Source organism: Vibrio sp. SCSIO 43132 (assembly GCF_019904195.1).
Taxonomy (GTDB): domain Bacteria; phylum Pseudomonadota; class Gammaproteobacteria; order Enterobacterales; family Vibrionaceae; genus Vibrio; species Vibrio nigripulchritudo.
Genome location: NZ_CP063200.1, coordinates 1738346 through 1762443, shown reverse-complemented (window position 1 = coordinate 1762443; position 24098 = coordinate 1738346). Strand labels below are relative to the sequence as shown.

Annotated in this window: 22 protein-coding genes; 14 read left to right on the top strand and 8 right to left on the bottom strand. The window is 44.4% G+C overall.

Annotation, left to right across the window (positions count from 1 at the left end; translation table 11 throughout):
• Positions 1 to 53: 53 nt before the first annotated feature.
• The 5 genes from INR79_RS26210 (at position 54) to INR79_RS26190 (ending at position 4312) form a co-directional block, all read left to right on the top strand.
• Positions 54 to 1799, top strand: coding sequence for a methyl-accepting chemotaxis protein (locus INR79_RS26210; RefSeq protein ID WP_004408697.1), 1746 nt, complete (start codon positions 54 to 56; stop codon positions 1797 to 1799).
• Positions 1800 to 2017: 218 nt separating this feature from the next.
• Positions 2018 to 2248, top strand: coding sequence for a hypothetical protein (locus INR79_RS26205; RefSeq protein WP_004408699.1), 231 nt, complete (start codon positions 2018 to 2020; stop codon positions 2246 to 2248).
• Positions 2249 to 2309: 61 nt separating this feature from the next.
• Positions 2310 to 2813: a GNAT family N-acetyltransferase gene (locus tag INR79_RS26200; RefSeq protein WP_223097757.1), complete on the top strand. Its 504-nt coding sequence runs from the start codon at positions 2310 to 2312 to the stop codon at positions 2811 to 2813.
• Between the two features lie 151 nt (positions 2814 to 2964).
• The gene (locus tag INR79_RS26195; RefSeq protein ID WP_022610935.1) at positions 2965 to 3945 is read left to right on the top strand and encodes a rhodanese-related sulfurtransferase; all 981 of its coding nucleotides are present in this window, start codon (positions 2965 to 2967) and stop codon (positions 3943 to 3945) included.
• Positions 3946 to 4093: 148 nt separating this feature from the next.
• Positions 4094 to 4312, top strand: coding sequence for a hypothetical protein (locus INR79_RS26190; protein WP_004408703.1), 219 nt, complete (start codon positions 4094 to 4096; stop codon positions 4310 to 4312).
• Between the two features lie 126 nt (positions 4313 to 4438).
• On the opposite strand, the gene INR79_RS26185 is transcribed toward INR79_RS26190, so the two are convergent.
• From INR79_RS26185 to INR79_RS26165, 5 genes are all read right to left on the bottom strand, one after another.
• Entirely contained in the window at positions 4439 to 4789 is a 351-nt protein-coding gene (locus INR79_RS26185; RefSeq protein WP_022599295.1) for a DUF3147 family protein, read from the bottom strand.
• 152 nt (positions 4790 to 4941) lie between these two features.
• Positions 4942 to 5394, bottom strand: coding sequence for a GyrI-like domain-containing protein (locus INR79_RS26180; protein ID WP_223097755.1), 453 nt, complete (start codon positions 5392 to 5394; stop codon positions 4942 to 4944).
• A gap of 64 nt (positions 5395 to 5458) precedes the next feature.
• Entirely contained in the window at positions 5459 to 7186 is a 1728-nt protein-coding gene (locus INR79_RS26175) for an ABC transporter ATP-binding protein (RefSeq protein WP_223097753.1), read from the bottom strand.
• Positions 7179 to 8951: an ABC transporter ATP-binding protein gene (locus INR79_RS26170; protein ID WP_223097751.1), complete on the bottom strand. Its 1773-nt coding sequence runs from the start codon at positions 8949 to 8951 to the stop codon at positions 7179 to 7181. The genes INR79_RS26175 and INR79_RS26170 overlap by 8 nt, the downstream gene beginning before the upstream one ends.
• Before the next feature lie 138 nt (positions 8952 to 9089).
• Positions 9090 to 10076 (bottom strand): helix-turn-helix domain-containing protein, encoded by a 987-nt coding sequence (locus tag INR79_RS26165; protein ID WP_158091134.1) that lies wholly within the window; start codon positions 10074 to 10076, stop codon positions 9090 to 9092.
• A 188-nt stretch (positions 10077 to 10264) separates the two neighbouring features.
• Between INR79_RS26165 and INR79_RS26160 the strand changes: the two genes are divergently transcribed.
• The 5 genes from INR79_RS26160 to INR79_RS26140 all read left to right on the top strand — a co-directional run bounded on the left by INR79_RS26160 (position 10265) and on the right by INR79_RS26140 (position 12952).
• Positions 10265 to 10960: an aspartate/glutamate racemase family protein gene (locus INR79_RS26160; protein ID WP_022599290.1), complete on the top strand. Its 696-nt coding sequence runs from the start codon at positions 10265 to 10267 to the stop codon at positions 10958 to 10960.
• Positions 10961 to 10975: 15 nt separating this feature from the next.
• Positions 10976 to 11344 (top strand): VOC family protein, encoded by a 369-nt coding sequence (locus INR79_RS26155; RefSeq protein ID WP_038123323.1) that lies wholly within the window; start codon positions 10976 to 10978, stop codon positions 11342 to 11344.
• A 9-nt stretch (positions 11345 to 11353) separates the two neighbouring features.
• Positions 11354 to 12001 (top strand): glutathione S-transferase family protein, encoded by a 648-nt coding sequence (locus INR79_RS26150; RefSeq protein ID WP_022599289.1) that lies wholly within the window; start codon positions 11354 to 11356, stop codon positions 11999 to 12001.
• Between the two features lie 157 nt (positions 12002 to 12158).
• Positions 12159 to 12488, top strand: a complete 330-nt coding sequence (locus tag INR79_RS26145; protein ID WP_022561718.1) for an antibiotic biosynthesis monooxygenase family protein — start codon at positions 12159 to 12161, stop codon at positions 12486 to 12488.
• Positions 12485 to 12952, top strand: a complete 468-nt coding sequence (locus tag INR79_RS26140; protein WP_223097748.1) for a GNAT family N-acetyltransferase — start codon at positions 12485 to 12487, stop codon at positions 12950 to 12952. The genes INR79_RS26145 and INR79_RS26140 overlap by 4 nt, the downstream gene beginning before the upstream one ends.
• An 86-nt stretch (positions 12953 to 13038) precedes the next feature.
• Here INR79_RS26140 and INR79_RS26135 read toward each other — a convergent pair whose 3' ends face one another.
• Positions 13039 to 14169 (bottom strand): fatty acid desaturase, encoded by a 1131-nt coding sequence (locus tag INR79_RS26135; protein WP_262415429.1) that lies wholly within the window; start codon positions 14167 to 14169, stop codon positions 13039 to 13041.
• Between the two features lie 276 nt (positions 14170 to 14445).
• Between INR79_RS26135 and INR79_RS26130 the strand changes: the two genes are divergently transcribed.
• A complete protein-coding gene (locus tag INR79_RS26130; RefSeq protein WP_223097746.1) occupies positions 14446 to 15780 on the top strand; it encodes an alpha-amylase family protein in 1335 nt (444 codons plus the stop codon).
• 301 nt (positions 15781 to 16081) lie between these two features.
• A complete protein-coding gene (locus INR79_RS26125) occupies positions 16082 to 18394 on the top strand; it encodes a methyl-accepting chemotaxis protein (protein WP_223097745.1) in 2313 nt (770 codons plus the stop codon).
• A 142-nt stretch (positions 18395 to 18536) separates the two neighbouring features.
• Here INR79_RS26125 and INR79_RS26120 read toward each other — a convergent pair whose 3' ends face one another.
• Positions 18537 to 19622 carry a diguanylate cyclase domain-containing protein gene (locus tag INR79_RS26120; RefSeq protein WP_004402662.1) on the bottom strand — a complete coding sequence of 362 codons (1086 nt, stop codon included), beginning with the start codon at positions 19620 to 19622 and terminating at the stop codon, positions 18537 to 18539.
• A gap of 2 nt (positions 19623 to 19624) precedes the next feature.
• Positions 19625 to 20116 (bottom strand): molybdopterin-dependent oxidoreductase, encoded by a 492-nt coding sequence (locus tag INR79_RS26115; RefSeq protein ID WP_004402661.1) that lies wholly within the window; start codon positions 20114 to 20116, stop codon positions 19625 to 19627.
• A 566-nt stretch (positions 20117 to 20682) separates the two neighbouring features.
• Between INR79_RS26115 and INR79_RS26110 the strand changes: the two genes are divergently transcribed.
• Complete coding sequence (locus INR79_RS26110) at positions 20683 to 22848, top strand: diguanylate cyclase (RefSeq protein ID WP_223097744.1); 2166 nt, start codon at positions 20683 to 20685, stop codon at positions 22846 to 22848.
• The gene (gene codB / locus INR79_RS26105) at positions 22838 to 24076 is read left to right on the top strand and encodes a cytosine permease (RefSeq protein ID WP_223097743.1); all 1239 of its coding nucleotides are present in this window, start codon (positions 22838 to 22840) and stop codon (positions 24074 to 24076) included. The genes INR79_RS26110 and codB overlap by 11 nt, the downstream gene beginning before the upstream one ends.
• Positions 24077 to 24098 lie beyond the last annotated feature (22 nt).

The window sequence follows — 24098 nt, the reverse complement described above, 5'->3', positions numbered from 1 at the left end:
TTTTAATTGCTGTCAGTTGCGCTTTTAGATAAATATATTAGGGACTATATTTTATGAGCAAGGTAAGCTTTAAATTAAAAATGATAATTCTGATTTCGTTATCAGTTTTAATCACTATCGTTACCTCATATCTTAGTGTTAATTACTATATTAGTGAGTACATTTACGAATCTGATGTACAGAAAATAGAGCACAATACAAAGTTATTGAATGAACGAATAGCCGATGAAATGAAGAATGTCGTCTCATTAGCCGTTAGCTCAAATATGATGATTGACACTCCGCAGGAAGTAAAAGAAACCACGATGTTCGATAAGGTCGTTAAGGTGGTTTCAGGTGTTATTGCCGTTGGTGACGAAGGTAGGCTCGAAGGTGAAGAGCGAGATAAGTACCTTAAGATGGCAAAAGCAATGGAATCGAAACTGATTGATGTGAGCCAGGCTTCATTAATTGATGGACAACTTTATTCAACTATTTCCGTAAATAGGGATGGTGGTTCTGCTGATTTCTATACCGTCAATCTAATTATCTTCTCCGATATAATTCGAAAATACGCAATTGAAGGCAGTTATGTGGAACTGATTTCAGCGTCTAATCAAACCATCTTTTCGAATAAAATTGATGGCGACTTACAGAAAATAAGCAGCCCTGTTGAAATGGATGGCATGAGCTGGACATTGAATAGCTATGTTGATCTTCAAAATATAAGAGACAACACTGCGCTATTGAATAATGAAATCACGATAGTATTAATACTCATCGGGTTGATTGTTATTGCGTTAAGTACCCTGACTCTGCATCAGGCATTCCGACCATTACTTTCCCTTAAAAATATGGTTGCAGAACTGTCGAATGGCACTGGCGATTTAACTCAAAGGTTGTCTGTTAAATCAAAAGATGAAATTGGTACGATTTCATCCTCGATTAATAAGTTCATTGAAAAACTGCAAGAGAACTTTATAGATGTATCGACTTCCACCCGTAGTATCGATGAAGCTGTTGAGAAACTCAGCACACAGTCGCAATCTAACCTTTCTACCTTGGATGGTCACACACAAGAGACCGAGCAGGCGATCAGCGCAATTAGCGAGATGAGTGCGACCGCAGACTCAATTGCTGACAGCGCGGTTAAAGCCGCTGAGTTGACAGACACAACCAATATGAATGCCAACGCTTCTAAGCGAACCGTTCAGCAAGCAGTAGAGAACGTGAATTCTCTGATTAATGAAGTGGGTTCTATGTCGACATCCATCAGTACAATGAGCCACGACACTGACCAGATTAACTCCGTATTGCAAGTGATTGGCGATATTGCCGAACAAACCAACTTGCTGGCGTTGAATGCAGCCATTGAAGCGGCACGAGCAGGTGAGCAGGGACGTGGATTTGCTGTGGTTGCCGATGAAGTTCGTGCTCTGGCAGCAAGAACTCAGGAAAGCACATCGCAGATTAACGAAATGCTCGGAAAATTGCGTGGTGCAACAGACAATGTTGTATCTGCAATGGAGTCCACTCGCTCAAGTTGTGAAGAAACGGCGCAAAGTACCAATGAGGTCATGGAATCATTGAACCTGGTAACGGATTCTGTTGTGGAGATTAATGAAATTAACTCATTGGTTGCGACAGCAGCGAAAGAGCAAAGTCAGGTGACTGATGAAGTCAGTAAGAATATGGCGGCGATTCAGGAAATCGTGCATCAGCTTAACGACAATGCATCCGACACCTTAACAATCAACCGAGAACTGACGGCTACTTCAGGCAGCTTGAGTGACGTTGTCGGTCGATTTAAAGTCAGCTAATCAATTCAGGTTGACTATGGAATAGGCGCTAAATGCGCCTATTTTTCTTTTTGTCTTAGTATGATCTATATGAGTGACATCCCATATTTTTTATGTATAATCGTGGCGTTACAAAATAATGGAATGTCGTATTGTATGTTTGAATGCTATCACTCATACAAAGCTAATTTGTGTAGTCAAGGAAGAGCCATTGTTCATTACTAAGGTTGTTCAGACGTATGATTACATTGCTCTCTCTTCTAAAATGGGTGGTTCTTTTTGCTTTGGTCAAAGCGGGAATCATCGAAAAATCCACCGTTGAAAAAGTCGCCAAAGGCACGTTTAAAGTCGTTAAAAGTGCATTGCTGATTTCATTTTCTGCCATTTTTGCGTTTGAGAACCAAGCTTTTGCTTACCAGTACAGCCAGGTTGAACGCAAACAAAAAGAACAGACGCTTTCTTCTGATTAATGCAGTGACGAAAGCCAATCTGGGATAAGATTGTTCAGGCATCTACGTGAAAGGGACTCACATGATCGAGACAGAAAATTTCACTCTGGTTCCTACATCGAAAGACGATCTGGATATCTATCGAGAGCTGCTTACCTGCTCTGTCGTCACTCGCTACCTGCCATCAGGAAAGCCCTATACCGATGAGCAGATCCATACCAATATCAAAAACCGCATTGCACATTGGGCAAAGCACGGGTTTGGTACATTTACCGTTCTCGACAAAGCTGATGATAGTAAAAAGCTAGGCTATGTTGGTGTAGAAGAGTCCCCTGATCCAACCATCTTTGAAATTCGCTACGCCATCCTACCCGAAACTCAGGGGAGAGGTGTTGCTCAGGAAGCAGCGAAAGCCTGCCTAGCGTTCACTTTTGAAAAGAGTAAACTGAGCAAAATATACGGTGTAGCCGTCAATCAAAATTTTGCCTCCATCCGTGTGCTTGAAAAGTTGGGAATGCACCCAGAACCAGACATCAACTTCTATGGATTTGATGAACTGGTGTATTTTTCCATTTCTAAGCACTAGTTCAACAGACCCTAGCTATCAATTTGTTTACGTCGTGATAACTTATCCTTAAAGTTTGTCTGTGTTTGTATGGATGGTACTCCGCTATACTTCGCGCGATTAAAGTAAAACAGCTCTGGATTTACGATCCAGCCCGCTAATAGGAATGAACATGACTGAATATGTTGTATGCGCACTGTACAAATTTGTGCGTCTTGAAGATTATGTTGAATTGCGTGAGCCTCTTAAGGCTTTGATGGAAAAACACGAAATCCGCGGCACCCTGTTGCTTGCGCAGGAAGGCATCAATGGCACTGTGGCTTCCACTCGTGAAGGCATCGATACACTTCTTGCCTGGTTTAAACAGGACTCCCGTCTGGCTGATATTGTTTACAAAGAGTCCTTTGACGTCGCTCAGCCATTTAACCGCACTAAAGTAAAGCTGAAAAAAGAGATCGTTACTCTAGGTGTTGAAGGTATCGACCCTCGTCATGTGGTGGGTACGTATGTAAAACCTAATGAATGGAATGATCTGATTTCTGATCCTGAAGTTTTTGTTGTGGATACGCGTAACGATTACGAAATCGAAATTGGCACCTTTAAAAACGCTGTAAACCCAAAAACGGACACATTCCGCGAGTTCCCGGATTACGTAGCCGAAAACATGGATCCGGCGAAACACAAAAAAGTGGCGATGTTCTGTACTGGTGGAATCCGCTGTGAAAAGTCGACGGCTTATATGAAAGAGCAGGGCTTTGAAGAGGTTTATCACCTGGAAGGCGGCATTCTTAAGTATTTAGAAGAAGTACCTCAAGAAGAGAGCCTTTGGGAAGGTGACTGTTACGTATTTGATGGACGTGTGGCGGTTAATCACCAGCTCGAGAAAAGCAGCTACGAAATGTGTAACGCATGTCGATTGCCAATCACTGCAGAAGACATGAAATCTGAATCTTTTGAAAAAGGCGTAAGTTGCCCTAAGTGCGTAGACACCTACACAGAAGAGCAGAAAGCACGTTTCCGTGAGCGCGAGAAACAAGTTCAACTGGCGCTAAAACGTGGAGAAACTCACGTTGGTGGTGCGGCGGATCAAGTTATCGCTGAGCGAAGAAAAGAAAAACTGGCTCGTAAAGAGCAGCAAAGAAAGTCTAAGTAACAGGCTGAAATAAAAGACACAAATCCCTTTGGCAGAAATGTCGGAGGGATTTTTTGTATCTGAATAAAGCTCATTCTTCTCAAATTGTATTGACGATTTTAATAATACCTCATAACATGTATTTAAAATGCATGTTATGAGGTATGGTATGGATTTTAAAAGAGTCAGTGAAATTGGTGGAACAGTGATGATTGTTTCTTTGCTCATTATGACGGCTACGTTATTGATCAGTTTTCCGTATGCCAACCACTTCTCCATCATCCAGCAAGCCATTGCTCACATTGGAACCATCATTTTCGCAGGTGTTTTCAAAGTAGGTTACGTCGCCTACATCGTTGGGCGATATGAAAGAAATTTGTCGTTTTAAGAGGTGATTTATGAAAAATGCGTATTTCTATTACTTAGGTCTGGCTGCATTTCTTGGGCTGGTGGCACCATTCCTTGTGCTTTATCTGGCGGTTATGAACTAACCAGGTCAACAGATCCCAATAGCCTAAAGAATATCAATGCCCAGGGAACGGGCGACGTATACGATTATCGCGAACGAAATCATGGTTATAACGACCCCAATTCCGAGCGAAATGAAAAACGGAAATCTTTGCATTAACACTGGAAATACTAAGAACATGGGAAGGGTGGCGACCACATACCAGAATGTGTAAAAAGCGTGATTGGAGAGTTTTTCTTTCGGCTGACCTTCCAGATGGAGCCAAATCAGAGCCAGCACGGTTACGAGAGGAAGTGAAGCAACAAGAGCGCCCAACTTATCGCTTCTTTTGGCGAGCTCTGATACCAAAACAACAATGGTCGCAGTAAGCAGGTATTTGGTAATTATCCACGCCATAGCAAAGCCTCTCTTAAAGTGTTTTACCGAATGGTACTACAATTATCATACAGTACGTATATTTCTGATTCGGTAAAACAAGATCTGGAAGCAAACCAGTGTACTAAGAGATTATGGCGTGAATTGAAGCGATTCCAACTCGCCGAAAGTCATCAGGATTTTGGCAATACCCCAATGTATATTTCGACTTCTTCTTCCGAGAGATACTTCTCGAAGTCCGTATCGTAGGCGCGGTCATATTCGCAGTTTTCGTCCGCAAAAAACGCCCAGACCTGTTGCCAGCACGCTACCACCATCTCCGGCATTTTCCCTTTATTAGAAAACACCAGATATTCACCCGATTTGACAATGTTAGTGCCGAATTCACTGTCATCTGAAAGGTTTGTAGCGCAAGCCGCTACATCAAAATCGCCCAGATGATCCGATTCATAGTTGTGGTAAACCCCATAAACAATGGAATTGCTGGATAGTTTAGGGGCTACCTGACTATAAAATTCCTGCCATAACTGACCGATCTTCAAACCAGAAGTTTTCATTTCATCGTGGTTGTTGGTACGGATGGTGAGTCCTAGCGCCTCAAAGCTTTCAATTTTATCCATTCTCATAGCGGATTCCTTATTCGGTTGAATTTGCACAGGAGAGAATAAGGAACCCATATGACAAACGATGTCAGGAGGCTTTCATTTTCCAGCCTTGCGCCTGACGCTGAGCCTCCCAAAGTGAACAATATAAGCCCTGATTCTCCAGAAGATCCTGATGTTTACCTCGCTCAACAATACTGCCGTTGTCGAGAACCAAAATCTGATCGGCATGAACAATGGTGTTCAGCCTGTGGGCTATCATAATAACGGTTTTGTTTTTGATTAGCGCATTCAAAGCCTGCTGAATATCGTATTCGTTTTCCGGATCCAGCGAGGCTGTCGCCTCGTCCAGAAGAACAATTGGCGCGTCTTTTAATATGGCTCGGGCGATAGACAATCGCTGCTTTTCACCACCTGATAGTGTCGCTCCACCTTCTCCTATCATGCTATCCAAACCATCTGGTAACTCGCAGATGAAGTCCCAGCAGCAGGTGGCTTTGCATACTTCTTCTACCTGCTCTCTGCTCGGGTTTGCCATCCCAATAGTGATGTTGTTGAAAATGGTGTCATGGAAAAGGTAGACATCTTGAAACACCATGCTGATGTGATCGGCGAGGCATTCGGCAGCCAGGCTGTCTACGGGGTGATCACCAATTCGTACCTGTCCCTGAGGGGCATCCCAGAAACGTGCGATTAAGCTGGTAATTGTGGTCTTTCCGCTACCTGAAGGACCGACTAATGCCGTTAATGTACCGGGTTCACAACGAAAACTGACGGAATTAAGAACGGGTTCCTGGGCATACATAAAGCTGACATTATCGAACTCTATGGTAGGTTTGAGCGTATCTTGAGTGTGACCTTGTGGTAACTCTGGCGCATCAAGAACTTCCTGAATGCGATTGGCCGCCTGCTGCATAAAGCTATGCTCAGCAAGGAAAATCGCAATAGACATCAAAGGTCTGAAGAAGCGGCTGGACACGATCATAAACAATACAGCCACGTGTGGCTGTAAATCGCCACCAACGTAAAGGTAGACCAAAGTCAGAAGCATGGTGGCAAAGCCAAGTTCTACCAGACAAACAAATCCGAGAGGGGCGACTCCGGCTACAAATTCGTGTTTGAGGCTCATTTTTTGAATGTCTTTCAACTGATCATCCAACTTGGAAAACCGCTTGCCAGCCAGGTTGTAGGCTTTTAACAGCTTAATGGAAAGAATGTATTCCATTAACGATCCGGTCATCTCCGCGACTTTATCCAGTAAAGCGCGACTAAGGACTGCGCCTGCTTTTTTAAGAAGAACGAAGGTTACAATTGCCATAGGAAGACCGATACACATCGCTAGGCTTAAGCGCCAGTCCTCGAAGGTCAGCCCGATGGCAACTAAAGCAACCAGACTAATGGTAATCACCAATTGCGAGAACAGGTGCGAGAAGATCTGCTCGGTGAAAGTGACGTCCTGAAGCATGGTGGAATTCAGGCTGCCGGGATCTACTCTGAGCAGATACCCCATTGGAACTCTTTTCAACTTTGCTGCCAGATTACGGCGTATGTTTACTCCGGCATCGTACCCAAATATCTGATTGCTCACCATTACACTACGGGCAACAACAACGCGAACGGCAAACAAGAGAGCCATGATGGCGCAACACACCCAGATGTATTCTAAGTCTGGCGTCGGAGAGAACATTTCTTTTACGACCAGATAGACAAGGACAAAAGGCAGCCCCATTAGCAGCGCTTCGCAGAATCCAACAAGGACATTCCGGGTCAGCCCTTCGTTTTGCGTCCCTGTCAGCGTTTTCATTTGATTAAGCATCGATCAGCTCCTCTTCTTTTGTCGACAGGTTCCATTCACGTGAGGCTTGATGAGAGTGCCACATAGTTCGATAAACCGAGCACTGAGCCAACAGTTCGTGATGGGTGCCCTGTCCGACGAGAGAGCCTTTGTTCAACACTAGAATGGAGTCGGCATCAACAATCGTAGAGAGCCGATGAGCGATCACAATGACCGTTTTGCCTTTCATTAGTGAAGCTAGTGCTTCCTGAATCAAAGCCTGATTGTTAGCGTCGGCGTAAGCAGTAGCTTCATCCAGAATCAGGATAGGAGCGTTCTTTAGCATCGCTCGGGCAATCGCGATGCGCTGCTTTTCACCACCACTTAAGTTTGTGGTTTCACCCAACATGGTTTGATAGCCATGGGGTAACGCCATAATGAAGTCATGTGCCTGAGCGGCTTTCGCTGCATTAATGACATCCTGCTCTGATGCCGCGCTGCCCATGGTGATATTGTCATGCACTGACTGACTCAGAATGATGCTGTCCTGGAAAACATAAGCCGTGTTTTCCATCAGGTAACTGGGCGATAGAGATCTGATTGGCCGTCCACCAATTCGAATCTCACCCTCATGGGTATCCCAAAATCTGGCGACTAGCATGGCAAGCGTTGATTTGCCCGAACCTGACGGCCCAACAACCGCTGTCATGGTTCCCGGTTCCAGTTTGAAAGACACATCATTCAGCACCAGGTTGGATTCTTCTGAATATCGGAAGCCGACTTGATCGAACTCTACGCCAAAGTTCGAAACCGTTTCGCTCTTGTCTGGCTCTGACAGCGGTTCCTGCTTCATCAAAAACTGAAGCCGAGTTACTCCTTCAAATATCTGGCTCAAGTGCCCTGTTAGCATGGTTAAATTGTATAAAGGTTCCATCATGCCCACACCTAACAGGATGCACAGAGTAAAGCTTGCAACGTCCAGTGAACCTTGAGACCAGTAATACACCCCGATAGGGAGTAAGACCACCAATCCACTGTCCAGCAATGTTTTGAAAGCGGCAAAAGGCCAGCCTGCATCCTGAATCCAGCTCACCACTAACTTGTGGTAGCTATCAAGGCTAGTAGTGAATAGCTTGTGTGGTTTTCCACCCGCGTTGAATGCGCGGATGACAGGCATTGCACGCAGGTATTCAGTCACACTCACATTGAGATTTTCTAAAGATTCATGGTAGTGGCGCGATTTTTCTTCAAACCCTTTGTACATACTCATTTGGCTGAAAATGGCCAATGGGATAGGGATCAAAGCAGCCAGTGCCATGCGAACATCAATAAAAAGCAAGAATACAAATACCGCTAAAGGTGTGATGATGGATGTGACCAAATCGGAAATGTGGTGAGCGACAAACAGCTCAACCCGATCGACATCCTCAGACAAAATCTTTTTAATTTCGCCAGAGCTTTTTCGACTGAAAAATCCCATAGGCAGCTTTGCCATATGACCTAATGCCAGTGCGCGAATTCGATACTGAATGGCGAACGCCGATTTGTGTGACAGCATAACTGCACCCAATAACATCAGGTAGCGACCGATCATGAAAAGCACGGCTAAACCCGCCCAGTTCCATACTTGTGTCGCATCAAATTGGTCACTTAAAAGCTGCTCTAAAACAAGGTAGGCAAAATAAAACGGGGCAAGTGCGCATAAGGCACTTGCCGCCGATAAAATCATAGATAAAACCAACTTGATCTTGTGCTCTGCAGAGACCTGAAAGAGCCAGCGCAAGCTGGTCAGAGCTTCCTGATTCATTGAAGTTCCTTTTTCCTTTTTTCAAACTTAGCCAAGTCTGACGTGAAGAAAGGAAAAGGTCTGCTCAATAAAGGATTTATTTAACTATTTGAAAATAAATATAAAAACAAGAGGTTTTGTCTTAAGGACTGACGTTATCTACTGGGTCAGTTTTAAGTAATCTCTTGGTGTGAGTCCAAAGTGCTTTCTAAAAGCCACAGAGAAATGGCCGTGGTTTTGATAACCCACTTCATTCGCGACCTGGATTATATTGCTCCGCTGCTCCAACAAAATTGAGCGCGCTTTTTCCATGCGTTGCTGATGCAGGCAGCCGAAAGCGGTTTGATTGAATATCTCTTTAAAACCCAGTTTGAGTTTGAAATCATTCAAGCCTACTTCATGGGCTAATTCATTAAGGGAAGGTGGCGCTTCCATGCGATTAAGCAGAATATCGCGAGCCTGATGAATCTTGCTCACATCCGTTTGGTTTAACTTACCGGAACAGGTTTGCTTTGGTGCCATTTCCTCTAATGTGAGTGAAAGTAACTGCCAGCTTAGACCACGATATTTAAGAGTTTCTGCTAGTGTCTCGGAAGAGCACGCAAGCAGTTGGTGAGCTATGGCGATGATGGATTCCGTGGCGTCCAGAGTATACAGGAAAGGTCTGGGCTGACTCTGAAAAGCAGGGGAAAAATAGCGCTCAAGTTCTTTGCATTTGTAGCTTTCAATCAGAGCCTGAATAGCATCAAGAGACACATTAATAGAAACGCCCTGAAACTTCTCATCCTGAGAGCGTGTGTAGCCCGACACTTCATCTGCGAAGTATATCGCGACCTTATTTGGAGAGATCAAAAAGCGCCGATCAAGGGAACGTAAATAACACTCGCAGCAGTTTCCGGTGCTGACAAAGATGGTCAGCTCTTTTGGTGCCATTCCCTCTTCAGAATACATCTCAACCGGGCGGTTAAACTTGCCATCGATGATGCCCGTTCTCAATCCGCTATCCAGTTCATATTGATTGACTTTGATGACACCAAAGGAAGTATCCAGACCGTAAAAGCCCGTTTCTCTAACACGGTCATACATTTCAATGTGGTCAAACTGGAAGCGATAGAATCCGTTCATGCTATTGAGAGTAGTTATCATTAATACTGTGAGGTTATTATTTACTCTTCTGTAACACAAGAAAAGATACATTTTTGAGCAGGCAAAATGACATTGGTCTGTCTTTGAACAGCCATTTTGAAAATTTATCAATAACATGCATATTTATATCGAAGTTTTGTTGAGTCTTTGTTAATTTGGTACGGAAATTTTGATAGGAGGTCAATGCAATGAAAGTGATTGGCATGATTGGGGGCATGAGCTGGGAATCAACGGTCAGTTATTACCAAGCCATAAACCGATTAACCAACCAGAAGCTAGGTGGCTTTCACTCCGCAAAGATTTGTTTGTATAGCGTTGATTTTTCAGAAATTGAAGAACTTCAGCGAACAGGCAATTGGGCCGCAACGGCTACCATACTTTCGGATGCTGCAAAGTCGCTTGAATCGGCAGGTGCTGACTGCATTCTTATCTGTACCAACACCATGCACAAAGTTGCGTCAGAAGTTCAGGCGTCGGTCACTATTCCTCTTATCCATATTGCAGATCCAACAGGGCAGGCACTTCAGACTCATGGTGTGAAAAAGGTTGGGTTGCTTGGCACCCGGTTCACCATGGAACAAGAATTCTATCGTAATCGTATTGAGCAAGAGTTTGGGATATCGGTATTGGTACCTAACCAAGAGCAACAAAACGATGTCCACCGAATCATCTATGAAGAATTATGTCACGGCAAAATCCTCGATACATCCAGAGCCATTTATCTTGATGTGATTCAGTCTCTCAAAGCTGATGGAGCGGAAGCCGTGATTCTTGGCTGTACCGAAATCGCATTGCTGGTTAAACAAGAACATACCGATACCCCCTTGTTTGACACAACAGAGTTGCATGCCTTAAGTGCTGTTGAATTTGCACTTTCCGATTAACCAACGAGTATGACAATGACTGTGAACTTAAACACTGTTGATATTAAAGCTTTTATCCCGACTACAAATTATGAATTGTGTAAGGCGTTTTATCAGGACTTGGGCTTTGAGCTTAAAAATGACATGGGTAATCTTGCGTTTTTCTCTTTAGGGCAGCACAACTTTTTACTTCAAGATTTACCCGAAGCGCAGCATATCTCTGAATTTATGATGCATCTTCAGGTGGAAGATGCAAAAGCCTGGCATCAGGTCTTAACCGAAAAACAAATCAAAGAGAAATATCAGGTGCAGGTAACGCCTGTAGTAGAACAGCCATGGGGAATGCTCGATTTTGTTGTGACAGATCCTTGCGGCGTGTTATGGCGCATTGCACAGAATGTATAGGGAATACCAGTGATTACTTTATATGGGCGAAAAACCTCATTTAACGTTCAGAAAGTGCTTTGGTATCTCGAAGAGCTTGGAGTGGAGTTTTCGCTAACTGAACTTGGTGGACGCTTTGGCGGGCTAGATGAGCCAGAGTTTGTTCGCCTGAACCCGATGAAGAAAGTCCCGGTTCTTGTTGATGACAACCCCGGCTTTGACAGTGAAAGAGTTATCTGGGAATCACACAGTATTCTTCGATATCTGGCAGCGGAATACGGTGAGGCTTTGACGCCTTTCGAGCGCTCAGAATATGAACGCTGGATGGACTGGTCTCAGGTTATTTTTCAGCCAGCTTTTATGGGGACCTTCTGGGGGTTCTACCGAATGCCCGCTCACAAGCAGAATCCTGAGCAAATAGAACAGGATATTCAGACTTGCTTAAAAGCGCTGGAAACGATAGAAGAATGTTTAACAGAGGGCTTCCTTGCAGGAAAACAGCTATCACTGGCTGATATCTGTGTAGGGGCTGTGCTGTATCGATTAACCGAGCAGGGGCTGGAAATTTCCCTGCCTGAGAAAGTAAACCAATGGTACCTCAAATTAAAACAAAGAAGCGGGTACCAAAAGTGGGTTATGAGTGATTTCTCTGAGCTGAAAGCCAGAGAAGATTATTAGGGTCTGTTGACCTTTCGTTGCAAAAAATCAGTTTGAAAGGTCAATAATCCAAAACAATTTTCAGGCGAATTATCGTCTTTTATGGAAGCAATTCTCTCATTTGAAAGGGAAAGACTTGGTACCCGAAAAGCTTGGGTGCATGTGAAGGAGTAAGTTTATGTCGTTGATTGCAAACACACCGGAGCCTCCGTATTACGCGGTGATATTCAGCTCCGTCAAGTCGAAGAATGATGTTGGATATGGTGATGCTGCCGCCAGAATGATGGAGCTCGCAGAAGAACAACCGGGCTTTTTGGGTGCTGAATCAGCACGCGAAGACTTGGGTATCACGGTTTCGTACTGGCAGGATCTTGAATCGATCAAACTTTGGAAAGCCAACGCTGAGCACCTGCAAGCTCAGAAGCAAGGCAGGCAGCAGTGGTATTCTGAATACAAAACCCGTATAGCGAAGGTTGAACGTGACTATTCGTTTGAGGAGGCATCATGATCCTCATTCGCCATTACAACGAGCAGGATGCACGTGCAACATGGAAACTCTTTTTTCACACGGTTCGAAAAGTGAACTTAGGGGATTACACGGAAGATGAAGTAAAAGCCTGGGCACCCGAACGCTTCGAACTTGCACGCTGGCAAAAACGCATGAACGTTATTGAACCTTTCATTGCCGAGCTTGATGGTAAAGTCGTTGGCTATGCCGATTTACAAAAAGATGGTCTGATTGATCACTTCTTTTGCCATCACATGCATCAGGGTAAAGGCGTCGGCGCTGCGCTGATGAATCATATTTTTTCCGTTGGAAGAGCAAAAGGTATTAAGCGTTTTTACTCTGAAGTCAGTATTACGGCTCGCTCGTTTTATGAGCATTTTGGCTTTGAAGTGATTCAACAACAAGAAGTTGAAATCCGTGGTAAAACACTGACCAATTTTTTGATGGAAAAAACGGTTCAATAACTCTTTTCGATTGTTCGAGAAAACAAAAAATGCTCACCTCTGGTGAGCATTTTTATTGCACTGAAGTTTTCGCAACAAACAGCTATCTAGGCGTATTCCGCCACGAGCCGGTTCCAGTTCTGCTTTTTAAGCTTTAGAGTATGGCGAACCTGCTGGTATCGAATCTTGAGCAGCGAGGCTTCGTACTTTCTCGTCAGATCAGTCTTTTTCGCCTCCATCAATTGCTTCTTTACCTCATAATATTCCTGCATTTGTTTCCACAAGAGATCGTACTCGGCTTGCAACGAACTGAGTAACGTCGCCGATTGAGGTCTGTTCTGAAGCTGAGCTCTGGCTCTTCTTAGCTGCATTTGAATTTTTGCTCGTTCAATTCGAATCGGCGGGCATCGAGTTAACCGGCTTGCCAATCCAACAAACGAAAACAGGCGAATCATCCATTTGGTTGGATCGTATTGCCACCAGTGAATGCCATTACGGTAGTCGTTTTCGAAGATATGATGGTAGTTATGATACCCCTCACCGAACGTCAGAAAGGCAAGAAAACCGTTGTCTCGCGCGGTATTTTTATCTGTATAAGGCTGGCTACCCCAAATGTGGGCCAGAGAATTGATAAAGAACGTAGTGTGATGATTCAGTACCAGACGAACGGCACCCACGACCAATAGCATTCCCCATACGTCTCCGTGTATTAACCCAAGCAGGACTGGAACACCCAGATTCATAAGAATGGCGAGAGGAACGTAGAACTTATGCTGCCACATTACGATCGGGTCTTTCTGTAAGTCGCGGCAATTGGAGTAGTCGGAGTAGGTGGCTTTGTTGTAATGTCTGAGCATCCAGCCAATGTGCGAGAACCAGAATCCGCGCTTGGCAGAGTACGGATCTTTGTCGTTGATATCGACATGACGGTGATGTACCCGATGATCTGAAGACCAATGTAATGCGCTGTTCTGGAGAGCAAACGCGCCGCCTAACGCAAACACAAATCTCACTACTGGATGAGCATCATACGCTTTATGAGACCAAAGGCGATGGTATCCGGCAGTGATGGATAGGTTACAAAAGCTAAAAGTCAGTACCAGCCAAAAAGCGTGTTCCCATCCGTAACCAAAGGCATAGCCGTATAGGGGCGCACCGACAACAGCCAGAAGCATACTGATAGAAAATACGCTGACATTCAGCCATATCAGAGGAGGTTTGCTTTCGGTTTCAGACATTTTATTTAATTCCATTTCAGCTTACATGTGTTCACTAGAATATATTCAGCGTACACGTGTAAGTCAAGATTCGAAGTGTAAGAAAATGGAAGTTATGATCGTGTTCTATAAAGCTTAGCAACTAATGGTTGAGCGACAAACTTTGGTTTGCGACCAATGCATTTCTGAATCGAACGGAATTTAACGGCTAAAGGTCAACAAATCTTGGGGATTGCAATCAAATCAGATATCTAAGTAACATAGTGCTCCGTCTAAAGTGATTGAGAGTGGTTAAAGATGGAGCAAGGTGAAAGAGCCAATGCCATCCTGCACGTATTTGATTGGACTTACCGAGAAGTTGCAGAACATGCGTCAGAGATAAGGTCTCTGGGGTATCGGTCTGTCATGGTTTCTCCCCCGTTAAAATCGATGAAATCTGACCGCGGAAAGTACTGGTGGCAGCGCTATCAGCCGCAGGATTATCGTGTAATAGACAACCCACTTGGCAATACTCTCGATTTTAAAGCTATGATGGCGGAGCTCCACTGCCATGATATCTGGGTTTATGTGGACGTAGTGTTTAATCACATGGCCAACGAATCGGATATTCGCAGCGACTTACAATTTCCTTCTGATGCAGATATACAAGAATACCATTCAAATCCGGAGCTCTATTCTGAGCTGAGACTATTCGGCGATCTATCTGTCCCTCTTTTTATTGAGCGAGATTTTATCGAACCTTTTGGTATTGTCGACTGGCAAGATCAGTGGGAAGTACAAAACGGAAGAATCAGCAGTGGCCCGGCTGATCCGGGTTTACCAACGTTATCGGACAATTTGCACGTCATTGAGCAGCAAAGACTCTATCTAAAAGCGATGAAAGAGATGGGAGTGCGTGGCTTTCGTATTGATGCCGCCAAACACATCAGCCTCAGTCATCTGGAAAAGGTTTGGACGCCAGACATCACAGAAGGCATGCATATCTTCGGTGAAATCATCACAGATGGTGGCGCAACTCGTCAGGAATACGAAGTTTTCCTCAAACCTTACCTGGAAAAAACACAGCTTGCAGCGTACGACTTTCCACTCTTCAACACTCTTTTTAATGCACTAGGTGACAAAGGCAGTTTCGAATCTCTGGTCAACCCTTATGCACTGGGGCAGGCTCTGTCTAACCCAAGGGCTGTCACTTTTGCAACCACTCACGACATTCCAAATAATCGCGTATTTGAAGATTTGGTTATGTCAGAGTCGAACGAATGGCTGGCTTATGCCTATATTCTTGGGCGTGATGGTGGTGTACCGCTGATTTATGCTGAGCCACCAGAGCGAACTTTTTCAGAAAAAGAGAATATATCTCGTTGGGCGGAAAACTGGCGCAGCCAAAAAATGAAATCTTTATTGGAATTTCATAATTTGACTTACGGTCATCAAATGGAAGTCGAATTTGTAGATAAAGATGTCATTATAATTTCCAGAGGTAAAGTAGGGTTAATAGCACTAAACAAAGGTAAAAATATAAAATCTGTTGATGAACTATTAGTGAGTAATACATCAATTGATTATGATTTTAAATGCATTTCCGAATCTCTTGAAATTAAACCGAATAGCTACTTAATCATCTATCCATAATTTGTTGATTGGCTCACTTTCTTTTTTGTGTGGGTCTTGCGATTAGACTTAATCCTTATATTGAAAGTGGTTATATCAAATTCCTATAAAATATATGTCTTAAATACAAGACATTATTCAAATAATCGTGATCTTTATACGAAGGTGGTATGTATCTCATTACATTTTGTACCACACTGAAAAATGTGGACTATTTTTTAAAATATTTATAGCAAAGTCAGCAGGCTAGAATTAGGTTCTATGAAATTATTGCCTACATTCTTATAAAAATAATGGTAGAAAGGCTGATAGGGTTGGAAACATGAAGATCGCAACAAAAATTATTATCGCTTGTTCTTCACTCTGCGCGATAGGCGTTATCGTTAGCGGAAACTTCGTTGCCTGGAGAGCATCAGGGTTATCGGAACAGGCTATTTATGATAGAGCAACTAGCCAACTTATTTCTATTCGGGAAATAAAAAAACGGGAAATCGAAAGTTACTTCGATCAGATTCGATATCAATTAGAAACCTTAGCGGATAATAATTCCACTAAGTCGGCACTTAAAGACTTCACCGCCGCTTTTAATTCTTATCCAGAAAATCGTGTATCTGAATCTGACAAAAATAAACTTAAAAACTATTACAGCAGTGAGTTTGGGAAAACTTACCGCGAAAGTAATGGTCAGAACTCAGCGAACGAGCTCAACCGACTCAGCCAAATAAACGATATCGGTGTTGCTTTACAGGCTCGTTATATTGGCGTTAATTCCAATGGTCTGGGTGAAAAACATCTTTTAGATAAAGATACGCTAAATACCTCATATGATGTTGCTCACGAGCTTTACCATCCTTCTATCCGACACTTTCTTGAAGCGTTTGGATATTACGATATCTTCCTCGTGGATAATTCAGGAAACGTTGTTTATTCGGTGTTTAAAGAACTGGATTACGCGACGAACTTAATTTCCGGACCTTATAAAAACAGCGGGTTGGCAGAAGCGTTTAACGGCGCGAAATCACAGGCTAAAAATCAGTTCTTCCTTGTCGACTTCAAGCCCTATTATCCATCGTATGAAGCGGCAGCGTCTTTTATGGCGGCTCCGGTTTATGATGGTAACGATAAGCTAGGTGTTCTTGTCTTCCAGATGCCTGTTGATGCGATAAACAGCATCATGACCTACGACGGTAAGTGGGCGGATGCAGGGTTAGGAGCGAGCGGTGAAACGTACCTCGTGGGACCAGATACACTTCTCAGAAGCCAGTCCAGATTCTTGTTAGAAGACAAACCGGGCTATCTGGCAGCACTGACCAGTGCCGGCGTTTCGAATCAAATCGTATCTGCGATTAGCGACAAAGACAGTGCGATTGGTCGTCAGCCCGTCAACACAGTAGGTAGTCAGGCAGCGCTGTCTGGTCAGACAGGTAGTGAGATTATCCTCGATTACCGCGGCGTTCCTGTCCTTTCTGCGTACGGTCCGATCACCGTAGCAGGTCTTAAATGGGCGATTCTGAGCGAAATAGATGAAGCGGAAGCGCTTGCCGATGTAGGCGCACTTAACAGTGCCGTGTTCACCGCTGTAGGTTTAAGTACTGTGATTCTCTTGGTGTTGTCTGCCATTGGCGCTTCCATTGTCGGGGGGGGCATTGCCAGACCGATCAAAGCAGCGGCGGCTCAAATTACTGAGATCAGTGGTTCTAAAGACTTAACGGCAAGACTGGATGAAAAAGGTAAAGACGAAATGTCTGAGCTTGCGGTCGCTGTCAATGGGCTCTTCGAGCAGCTTCAAGGCATTATTCGGGAATTCTCAGTGGCAACCAATGAACTGACGGAAAACAGCCAGCATATGTCTACCAGCATGGTTGATACGCGAAATGCCGTGAACGATCAGCACACCAAGTCAGATGCTGTTGCTGCTGCGGTTAATGAAATGAGTGCTTCCGTTTCTGAAGTTGCACAGTTTGCCAGTCGAGCCGCTGAGTTTGTGAAGAATGCAAACGATACAGGTAAGCGAAGTGCCATGGTTGGTCGTGAGCTTGGCAATGAGATGGGGCTGCTGACTTCTCAAATGGAAAGCGCTAACGAAGCCATCGAAAGGCTGGTTAAAGAAAGCAACTCCATTGGTGAAGTGCTCGATGTTATTCAGTCAATTGCCGAGCAGACAAACTTACTTGCTTTGAACGCAGCGATAGAAGCGGCTCGGGCAGGTGAGCAAGGTCGAGGGTTTGCTGTGGTGGCTGATGAAGTTCGTTCTCTGGCGAGCCGAACTCAGTCTTCTACTGAAGAGATTCGGGGCAAAATTGAAGCCCTTCAGGGTGAAACTCAGGCTGTGGCATCGGGAATCAATAACGCCAACTCTTCGGTTGAAAAAGGCACAGAAAGTTGTCGTCAGAACACCGAAATGCTGGAGCAGATTACCAACATGCTTACAGAGCTGAACGACATGAACCTGCAAATTGCGACGGCCGCCAATGAGCAATCCACGGTGACAGAGGACATCAGCAACAGCATCACTATGATTGCAGACGCTTCAGTCCGAGTAACAAGCCAGACCAACGATATAGAAGGCGTGGTCAATGGTCTGTCGGATCAGGCGACGGACTTGAACCGCAAAGTGGGTCAGTTCAGATACTAGACCATAGATTCTGCATTCATAAGTCACTAGAAAAATGAAAAACAGCGCGTAAATACGCGCTGTTTTTATATTCTTGAAGTTTCTAAGATCAACAGACCTTGATAGAGAAAGTTCGACTTGTCGTTCAAGTTTCTAAACAGAGTTAAGCAGCATCATCAAAGAAGTCGTAGCTATTGCCGCCATTAGATTTTGCCTGATACATGGCAATGTCTGCAGCCTTAAGAATGTCGACCCAGGTGTCCTGATATTCGCTTGCCAGGCAGATACCGATGCTCACGCCGACTTTACAATCCACGGAGCCAACCTTGATAGGTTTAGAGAGAGACTCAATGATTTTCTCAGGCAGAACCTGAGGCTCTTCCTGAGAGTGTTGAATAATGGCAAATTCATCGCCACCCAGACGTGCGATAAAGTCGCCTTCACCACAGGTTTTCAGTAATCGAGCGCTGATGCGTTTGAGAAGCCGGTCTCCCACGTCGTGACCATAAGTGTCATTCACCAGTTTAAAACCGTCCAGATCGAGTAAGAGCACAGTAAATTCAGCGCTGTTTTGACGTTTCAGGTCGATAAGTTGGTTTTGAAGTGCCGCTCGATTGGCAAGCCCGGTAAGAGAGTCATGGTAGGCCAGGTGGCTTATTTTACGTCGGTCTTTTAACGTAATGTAAAGCAGAAGGCTGCCACAAATCGCCAGCCCCGCGTAACTGTAACCCATGATGCTGTTCAGACGCACCAGCTCCAAATCTCTGGAATAATTTTTCTCTGAGACTCGCTGAAACTCCTCGTTTAGCAAAGCATTAATGGTTTCGGAGGTTTGCTGACCGTGAGCGAGGTATTGTGAAAAATGAATCTCGTTAAAAGAATCCAGTGTGGGGTCAAGTTCTTTAAAAGATTCAAAAGTATCGACAATAATTTCAAGCCGTCCCTGTCTTTCCATTAAATTTGCAGACTCGGAACCGACAAGCAATATTTCGAAGGCAGACCAGGTTAAGTCATAGCTGGTCAGCAGCTCGTCTACTTCAATTAGCCCTCTGAAATAATTCTCTGCATCATTCATGTATTCCTGATGCAGCAGCATTAACTGAACAATAGCCCGCCCGGTGGAGTGTTCGTTAACCGCCAGCAGATCCAGGCTTTTAACTATTTGAGTCACACTAACAACGGCACAAAGGGTAAACAGAATCGCTACAGTCAGTAATACAGGGGTCTGAAGACGGCTTGGTAGCGGCATTCTTAGGGCTCCTCACTGAAGACATCAATGGTTACGAGTTGCCAAACCATGTAATCATTGAAAATCTGTGCTTCAAGCTCTTTGTGGTGGTCTTTTGGCAGTATTAGCCACAATGGACCTTTACCCCTTACTGTCATCTTTTTTCCGTTATCTTCCCAGGCCAAGATGGGTTTGAACTGGCGAATGCGCTCGAAGTCAACCGTCACCTGATATTTATCCAGCGCTTTTAAGGTCAGCCATGAACCTTTTGCCTTGGCATCGTTAAGAATATCTTCAAGAGTCGGACCCTTGTAGCTATGCGCTTCATTGGTCCATGGGGTATTAGTGGTAATCAACAATTGTGGGAACGACTGAATTTGTTCCAACGAATATTTTCGGCTTTTTTCCACTTGACCAGAAACGGTCAGTATCGTTCTATCACTTTGTGCTAAAGTAAGTGCCGAAAATATAAGTAAAAAAATAAAAACGAACGCGTTTTTAAAATTTAAGAACATGTCTCCTCCGCGGAAAGCTTTACGAAATTATTGTTGATGTTTTTATTATTTTAGAGCGAAACGCCTTTCAGGTGTATGAATTTTGAGATTTGTCTTGTAAACAAGAATAGCATACGGCTCAACTTGTTATGAACGAATCTAATGTGAAAATTCCATGCGTGTGTTAACAACTCGTCATAATTAAATCTCTTCTCAAGGAAAATATTTTATCTTGTGGCTCAAAATTCATATTTTTCCATATTAAGTTTAGGAAATAATTAGAAAAAACGAATGCCAAAATGATTTAAATACACAATTTTTATGAAGTTATTTTTATATATATGCACTGCATGCAATGTGTGTGTTCACACTATTCATCAGTTAATACTATTTAACTGCATTAAAACTATAAAATTAAATAGTGAGTTTTGAACTCGATCACACATGACTATAAAGTATTAAGGAATTGGAATCGGTATCATCCTTAGGTGAGTTAAAATTTTGGCTTAGCCAAATGTGATACTAAATCCATATCTAAACTCATATTTAATTTGAAGCTCATATTTTAAGAGGATGCTCCCCCCTAGATGTATAAATTTATTCACTTGCTGCGTTGGATAATTCCATTGGTGGTAACGCTGTTTTTGGTGGCTAAAGCTCAGGGAGAGGAAGCGCTAACGGCTGAAGAAAAGCTATTTCTTGAACGCCATCCCGTTTGGAAGGTTCATTCGGAAGATTATTGGCCGCCGTTCAACTATCGTGAATTTGGTGAGCGGAAAGGCTACTCGACCGAGCTTATCCTCTTACTGGCTCAGCAGGTCGGGAGCAAGGTTAAGTTTGTCGACGTGGCAGACTGGACAGAAGCGCTGGAAAAACTGAAAGCGCGGGAGATCGACATCATCTCCAATATGACCCCAACTTCAGAGGGAAAGCAGTTTGCGACCTTTACTGATTCAAAAGTCTTTGCCGTAACCAACGCATTGCTATTTAGTGACTCTGTCACTTCGGTGAGCAGCCTGTCTGATCTCATCGGCAAAACACTAGCGGTGGTTAAAGGCGCGGCAGAAATTCCTGTCATTAGGGAAAATTATCCAGACATACGATTAATAGAAACTCAGGATACGCTTCATTCCATCGAGAAGGTGATCAGCGGTGGGGCGGATGCAGCAATGGACAGTGAACAAGTGCTGCGCTTTTATCTTGAAAACTACATCGATTCTCCGCTTCGTGTGTTCTCGTTGGCAGACAATGCCAACCTCGGTACTTATTTCCAGACGCTGGCGGTGCGAAGCGACAGACCGCAACTGGCATCAATTCTGGACAAAGCGTATCGCTCTCTTTCACCAGAGACCATTCAGTCACTAAAACGCAAATGGCTGACCAATAATCAGGCAAACAAAGTCAATGTTCTTAATCTCAACCGAGAAGATCGAAACTATCTGAATAAAAAGCAACGCGTTCGATACTGTATTCATCCGGATTTCTTGCCTGTGGAAGGCGTATTGGATGGTAAACCTCAGGGCATGACTGGCGAATATGTGCAGTTCTTTGAAAAAAGCCTGAACATCAAATTTGAACATGTGCCTACAGCAAGCTGGGAAGAATCTTTAAAAGCTGTCGATTCCGGAGCCTGTGACATTTTAAGCCTGAGTCGCCCAGTTAAGTCTCGCCTGAACTATCTGGTTTACACGCAGCCTTACTTATCTTTACCTGTTGCGGTTGCGATACACCAGAATACCCCTTACGCCGCCGAAATCAGCGCACTGGCAGGGCGCTACATTGGTTTCAATCGCAATCATGGATTGGCGGATGAATTTCAGGCTCGCTATCCAGACATCAATTTTGTGCCCGTAGACTCGGCATATACCGGTTTGCAGATGGTCGAAAACAAAGAGCTGTTTGGTTTCATTGGCGCTTTGCCCGTCGTGACTTATCACCTGCAGCACTACTTCCCGAATCTAATGGTTGGGAGCCGCATGAATCAGGCGTTTCCGCTGAGCGTTGGTGTCAGCCGAGACGAAGCCCAGCTTGCCGAAATTCTGAATAAGGCGATAGAGAACATGGATATTCGCCTGCATTCTTCCATTCTGAATTCCTGGACGCCTGTGAACTATAAGCCGGTCAGCGATAATCGTTTGGTTTGGGCAGTACTAGTGATTGGTTGTATTGTCGTGGGTGCCATGGGTTACAGCTACTACGTTTTGCAAGTGAAATACAGGAAGTTGGAAGAGCTCTCTACCAAAGACAGGCTCACAGGGCTGTATAACCGCTATACCATTGATACCGTGCTGGCAGAGCAGGTCGCGCAGTTTGGGTTCAGCCGAAAGCCGTTCAGCGTCATTCTGGGCGATATTGACCATTTCAAAATTCTGAATGACCACTACGGTCACCTAATTGGAGATCAGGCGTTAATCACCATGTCCCGTTTGTTTGAAAGCCACATATCAGGTTCCGATCTGGTAGGGCGTTGGGGTGGTGAAGAACTCATTGTGATATGCCCGGGTCAGACGGAAGAACAAGCCTCTTACCTGGCAGAAACGCTAAGAAGAGCGGTTAACACGGAGCAATTTGAAGAAGTTGGCTCCATGAGTTGTAGTTTTGGCGTTGCGCAGTATTTCCCAAAGCACACATTGACAGATTTAATGCAGCGCGCGGACAGGGCGCTTTATCAATCCAAACGAATGGGTCGCAACACTGTTACCAGCTACACCGATTTTCACTTAGAGCATAAAGGGAAAGGGCATGATATTTGATGAAAATTTCAGCCTGAGACCTGTTCCTTATTACGCCCGAAAGCGAACTCTAGCTCTGGGGCTAGTATTGGTTGGGTTGACCTTTTTCTCCGCCAGTATGCAGGCAGGCGGGGTAGTCTGGAACGGGCTTTCCAGTTCTGAATTTATCTGGGTTGTTCTCATCGGAAATCTGATGCTCGCTACTTATGCTGGGGTATTAGGGTATATCGGCTCTACCACCGGATTATCTACCCACCTGTTAACTCATTTCTCGTTTGGTCACAAAGGTTCGTGGCTACCGTCTCTGATTTTAGGGGGAACCCAGGTTGGCTGGTTTGGTGTTGGTGTTGCAATGTTTGCAATTCCGGTCAGTAAGGTAACAGGTGTTGATGTAAAAATACTGATTGCGGTAAGCGGGCTACTGATGGTGAGCACCGCATATTTTGGTATGTCTGCACTGATATTCCTGTCTGCCATTGCCGTCCCTGCCATACTTTTGTTTGGTGGCTATTCGGTAAAATGCGCACTGGAGACGTTCAGCGTGGGCGCGCTTTATGGTGAGCTTGGCGATATGCAGAACAAACTGACGATGTCGGAAGCGTTAACTTTAGTGGTGGGAACCTTTGTCAGTGCCGCGACATTAAGTGCCGATTTCCTTCGCTTTGCAAAGAACCACAAGAAAGCGCTGATCATCACCGCTCTGGCCTTCTTCGCAGGCAATACCGTGATGTTTGTTCTTGGTGCTCTCAGCAGTTACAGCATCGGTTATGCTGATCTGTTTGATACGATGCTGGCGCAGGGCTTGCTGATTCCTGCCATCGTTGTTCTGGGGTTGAATATCTGGACCACTAACGACAACGCTTTATATGCTTCAGGTTTGGCATTTTCTAATATCACCCGATTGCCAAGTCATCACTTGTCGGTACTCAACGGTTTTCTTGGAACCATCTTCGCTCTGTGGCTGCATGATCATTTCATTGATTGGTTACACTTCCTTTCGATTGCGATTCCACCTGTTGGTGGCGTTATCATTGCGGATTATCTGACACGCCGCAGAGAATATCTGGATTATGCCAACGTCGAGTTTGAAGAAATAAACTGGTGTGGGATAGCTGCCGTAGCGCTAGGTGTGTTTGGCGCGCTGACTATTCCGGGTATAGGTCCGGTAAACGCTGTGATCGTAGCCATGACCTCTTACTGGGTGCTACAGTTTAAACCAGTGAAAGCGTGGGTATCTCGCTCAATATAACCGCAAAAGGTTAACCGAAATA

What these genes read in the sequence shown, in the direction of transcription:
- INR79_RS26210 (WP_004408697.1), top strand. Translation starts at nt 54, where the DNA reads ATGAGCAAGGTAAGCTTTAAATTAAAAATGATAATTCTGATTTCGTTA.
- INR79_RS26205 (WP_004408699.1), top strand. Translation starts at nt 2,018, where the DNA reads ATGATTACATTGCTCTCTCTTCTAAAATGGGTGGTTCTTTTTGCTTTG.
- INR79_RS26200 (WP_223097757.1), top strand. Translation starts at nt 2,310, where the DNA reads ATGATCGAGACAGAAAATTTCACTCTGGTTCCTACATCGAAAGACGAT.
- INR79_RS26195 (WP_022610935.1), top strand. Translation starts at nt 2,965, where the DNA reads ATGACTGAATATGTTGTATGCGCACTGTACAAATTTGTGCGTCTTGAA.
- INR79_RS26190 (WP_004408703.1), top strand. Translation starts at nt 4,094, where the DNA reads ATGGATTTTAAAAGAGTCAGTGAAATTGGTGGAACAGTGATGATTGTT.
- INR79_RS26185 (WP_022599295.1), bottom strand. Translation starts at nt 4,789, where the DNA reads ATGGCGTGGATAATTACCAAATACCTGCTTACTGCGACCATTGTTGTT.
- INR79_RS26180 (WP_223097755.1), bottom strand. Translation starts at nt 5,394, where the DNA reads ATGAGAATGGATAAAATTGAAAGCTTTGAGGCGCTAGGACTCACCATC.
- INR79_RS26175 (WP_223097753.1), bottom strand. Translation starts at nt 7,186, where the DNA reads ATGCTTAATCAAATGAAAACGCTGACAGGGACGCAAAACGAAGGGCTG.
- INR79_RS26170 (WP_223097751.1), bottom strand. Translation starts at nt 8,951, where the DNA reads ATGAATCAGGAAGCTCTGACCAGCTTGCGCTGGCTCTTTCAGGTCTCT.
- INR79_RS26165 (WP_158091134.1), bottom strand. Translation starts at nt 10,076, where the DNA reads ATGATAACTACTCTCAATAGCATGAACGGATTCTATCGCTTCCAGTTT.
- INR79_RS26160 (WP_022599290.1), top strand. Translation starts at nt 10,265, where the DNA reads ATGAAAGTGATTGGCATGATTGGGGGCATGAGCTGGGAATCAACGGTC.
- INR79_RS26155 (WP_038123323.1), top strand. Translation starts at nt 10,976, where the DNA reads ATGACTGTGAACTTAAACACTGTTGATATTAAAGCTTTTATCCCGACT.
- INR79_RS26145 (WP_022561718.1), top strand. Translation starts at nt 12,159, where the DNA reads ATGTCGTTGATTGCAAACACACCGGAGCCTCCGTATTACGCGGTGATA.
- INR79_RS26140 (WP_223097748.1), top strand. Translation starts at nt 12,485, where the DNA reads ATGATCCTCATTCGCCATTACAACGAGCAGGATGCACGTGCAACATGG.
- INR79_RS26135 (WP_262415429.1), bottom strand. Translation starts at nt 14,169, where the DNA reads ATGTCTGAAACCGAAAGCAAACCTCCTCTGATATGGCTGAATGTCAGC.
- INR79_RS26130 (WP_223097746.1), top strand. Translation starts at nt 14,446, where the DNA reads ATGGAGCAAGGTGAAAGAGCCAATGCCATCCTGCACGTATTTGATTGG.
- INR79_RS26125 (WP_223097745.1), top strand. Translation starts at nt 16,082, where the DNA reads ATGAAGATCGCAACAAAAATTATTATCGCTTGTTCTTCACTCTGCGCG.
- INR79_RS26120 (WP_004402662.1), bottom strand. Translation starts at nt 19,622, where the DNA reads ATGCCGCTACCAAGCCGTCTTCAGACCCCTGTATTACTGACTGTAGCG.
- INR79_RS26115 (WP_004402661.1), bottom strand. Translation starts at nt 20,116, where the DNA reads ATGTTCTTAAATTTTAAAAACGCGTTCGTTTTTATTTTTTTACTTATA.
- INR79_RS26110 (WP_223097744.1), top strand. Translation starts at nt 20,683, where the DNA reads ATGTATAAATTTATTCACTTGCTGCGTTGGATAATTCCATTGGTGGTA.
- codB (WP_223097743.1), top strand. Translation starts at nt 22,838, where the DNA reads ATGATATTTGATGAAAATTTCAGCCTGAGACCTGTTCCTTATTACGCC.